We start from the raw sequence: 2,970 nt of genomic DNA on the forward strand, positions 1-2,970 counted from the left end.
CCTAGGCCGAGCGCAGAAGCACGTGCTCTTGGATGTCCACCACCTGGTACATCACGGCGTCCTCGGAGAACAGCTGCTTGGGGGCGATCACCGGCGTGTCCGGCGTGGCGCCTGAATGCTGCATCTTGCCGAATTCCTGCAGCGCCATGTCGAACATGCGGTGCGAGACCTCGACCAGTTCGTTGTCGAAGTTGTGGTTGATCTCGCGGTCCACATACCAGACCACGGCCAGCACGCACAGCATCCACACGCCGCCGACCCAGAGGATCAGGGTGCGCGTCAGGCGGCCGGCCAGCGTGTCGGGGCCGTCCTTCGGAAGCGCCGCGTTCATTCGTCGTCGCCCGACGAGGTCGACAGCCGGTAGCCGAGGCCGCGCAGTGTCTGGATGTGGTTCTTGCCCAGCTTGCGCCGCAGGCGGCTGATGAACACTTCGAGCGTGTTGCTGTCGGCCTCGTCGCCGAAGCCGTAGAGCGCGTCGGCCAGGTTCTCGCGGGTGTGGATGCGCTCGGGCCGCGTGGCCATCACGCGCAGCAGGGCCCATTCCTTCTGCGTGAGGACGACCGGGTTGCCGTCCTTGCGGACCCGATCGTGCGCCAGGTCGATCTCCAGCGTGCCCAGTTGCAGCACCGGCGAGCTGCCGGCGCTGCGCCGCCGCTCCACGGCGCGCAGCCGCGCCAGCAGCTCGGCCGGGTCGTAGGGCTTGATGAGGTAGTCGTCGGCGCCGGCGTCGAGGCCGCGGATGCGGTCGGTGACCTGGTCGCGCGCCGTCAGCACGATGACGATCGGCGGCTCGCGCAGCGCGCGCACCTGGGGCAGCAGCGACAGGCCGTCGCCGTCGCCCAGGTGCAGGTCGAGCAGCACGGCGGCGTACTGCACCGAAAGCAGGGCGCTGCGCGCATCGGCGAGGCTGGGCGCCACGTCGACCACGAAAGCCTTTGCAACCAGGTAGCTGCAGACGGCGTCTGCCAACGCACTGTCATCTTCGACGAGCAATATGCGCACGCGATGGGGTCTTTCCAGAAAAAAACGCAGTCTAGCGCCGACAGCGCGGCCGGGCCGCGGCCGTCAGTTCCCGTTCAGGGCCGCTTCAGGCTCGGTTCAGGCCAGGCACGTAGGCTAAAGGGGTTTCAGGCTTGCCGGCTTCTCTCCCCCTCTGTCCATGACGCGTGTCCCGAATCCTCCGAATCCCTCGAACCTTCGCCTGGGCGTGCTGACCCTCCTTGCATTGGCGCTGCTGCTCGCGTGGGACGCTACAGGCGGCGATCTCGCCCTGGCGCGCCTCGCGGGCACGCCCATGGGCTTTCCGTGGCGCGAGAACGCCTTCCTGGTGCACGTGATGCACGAGGGCGCGAAGGACCTGAGCTGGCTGTTCGTGATCGCGCTGTTCGCCGCCATCCGCTGGCCGCTCGGCATCCTGCGCCGGCTGCCGGTTCGCGCCCGGGCCCAATTGGCATTCACCGTGCTGCTCTCGGTCCTCGCCGTCAGCCTGCTCAAGCATGCGAGCCACACGAGCTGCCCCTGGGACCTGAAGGAGTTCGGCGGTGTGGCCAGCCATGTGTCGCATTGGGCATGGAAGGTCTATGACGGCGGCGCGGGCGGGTGCTTCCCGGCGGGCCATGCCTCGGCGGCCTTTGCCTACGCCGGCGGCTATTTCGTGCTGCGCCGGGTGTCGCCGCGTGCCGCGGTCCTGTGGCTTTGCGCGTCGCTGGCCGCGGGGCTGGCGCTCGGCCTGTCGCAGCAGCTGCGGGGCGCGCACTACATGAGCCACACGCTCTGGACCGCCTGGATCTGCTGGGTGGCGGGCTTTGCCATCGACCTGGTCGTCGCACCCCGCGCTTCGCGGCTGGCCGCAACCGAACCTGCCGCCGTGTTGCATGCAGGGCCTTGATGTCGCCCTGTTCGCGCTGATCAACGCCAGTGCCGCGGCGCCGGCGTGGAGCATCCATTTCGCTCGCTTCGCGTCCGACGTGCTGCCGGCGCTGCTGGCCGCCGCGATCATCGGCGCCGCGGTGGTCGACCGCCGCCTGCGCTATGCCTGCTTCACCGCGCTGGTCAGCGTGCTGGCGGTCTGGATCTTCGTGAACGTGTTCCGCTCGGCCATGCCGTTCCAGCGGCCCGCCTTCTACGGGCTGGGAATCCAGTGGGCGCCGCAAGGCGCGCGGCCGGGTTTCCCGAGCCTGCATGCCGCCTGCACCTTCGCGGCAGCGTTCTCGCTGTGGTGCCTGCCGTGGCGCGCGCCCATGCTGGCGGCGCTGGCGGTGGCCGCGGTGGTCGRCTGGAGCCGCGTGTTCCTCGGACTGCACTTTCCGTTCGACGTGGTCGCGGGGGTGATGCTGGCCGCCCTGGTGTCGATCGTGGTGGAGCGCGGCGTGAGCCGGCCGCTCAACCTGGCGCTCAGGGCCTTCATGCGGCCCCGTTTGAGGGCGAGACGGGCGCGAACCTGAACGCCGGCTGAACGCGCAATTCAGGCTGGCTTCAGTTGCGCTTTCTACAGTCGGTAGATGTCATTTTCAAGAATCGAACCCACGCCGGGACGGGACGTGGGTGCGCTGGCGGCCGGCGCCTCCTTCCTGGCGCCTGCACGCGCGCTGTGGGCGCGCATCGACCTGTGGCTCGCGCGGCCCCGCTCGGCGCAGCGCGTGGTCGTCTGGCTTGCCCTCTACCTTGCCGTGGCCGCCAACTGGCCGCTCTGGAACGAGCTCGCGCGCATCGGCGGCGCACCCAGCACCTACCTGCCCACGAGCGCCGCCATGGGAGTGCTCATGGTGTGCGCCACGGTGGCGCTGCTGTCCTTCACGGCCTGGTCGCGCTGGATGAAGCCCTTGTGGTTCGCGGTGGTGCTGCTGGCGGCCTTCGTGCAGCACTACATGATCGAGTACCGCGTGGTGATGGACCCGACCATGATCGCCAACGTGCTGCAGACCGACCCGAACGAGGCGCGCGACCTCATGAGCTGGCGCATGGCCTACC

At 69.1% G+C, this 2,970-nt stretch carries 4 protein-coding genes and 1 pseudogene; 3 read left to right on the forward strand and 2 right to left on the reverse strand.

Going from position 1 to position 2,970, the window contains the following annotated elements:
• Nucleotides 1-4 precede the first annotated feature (4 nt).
• Both AC1DOC_RS27100 and AC1DOC_RS27105 read right to left on the reverse strand, forming a co-directional pair.
• Nucleotides 5-331, reverse strand: a pseudogene (locus AC1DOC_RS27100) (sensor histidine kinase); the annotation flags it as partial.
• Entirely contained in the window at nt 328-1,002 is a 675-nt protein-coding gene (locus AC1DOC_RS27105; RefSeq protein ID WP_018905610.1) for a winged helix-turn-helix domain-containing protein, read from the reverse strand. The pseudogene AC1DOC_RS27100 and the gene AC1DOC_RS27105, both read right to left, overlap by 4 nt.
• Nucleotides 1,003-1,159: 157 nt before the next feature.
• On the opposite strand from AC1DOC_RS27105, the gene AC1DOC_RS27110 reads away from it, so the two are divergent.
• The 3 genes from AC1DOC_RS27110 to AC1DOC_RS27120 form a co-directional block, all read left to right on the forward strand.
• On the forward strand, nt 1,160-1,888 hold the full coding sequence (locus AC1DOC_RS27110; RefSeq protein WP_418145590.1) for a phosphatase PAP2 family protein: 729 nt from the start codon (nt 1,160-1,162) through the stop codon (nt 1,886-1,888).
• Nucleotides 1,875-2,444 (forward strand): phosphatase PAP2 family protein, encoded by a 570-nt coding sequence (locus AC1DOC_RS27115; protein ID WP_478130868.1) that lies wholly within the window; start codon nt 1,875-1,877, stop codon nt 2,442-2,444. Before AC1DOC_RS27110 ends, AC1DOC_RS27115 begins: the two co-directional genes overlap by 14 nt.
• 57 nt (nt 2,445-2,501) lie before the next feature.
• Nucleotides 2,502-2,970 (forward strand): phosphoethanolamine transferase domain-containing protein (locus AC1DOC_RS27120; RefSeq protein ID WP_478130869.1); only part of this gene is annotated, 469 nt, incomplete at its 3' end.

The organism is Variovorax sp. 01T439_2 (genome assembly GCF_056398445.1).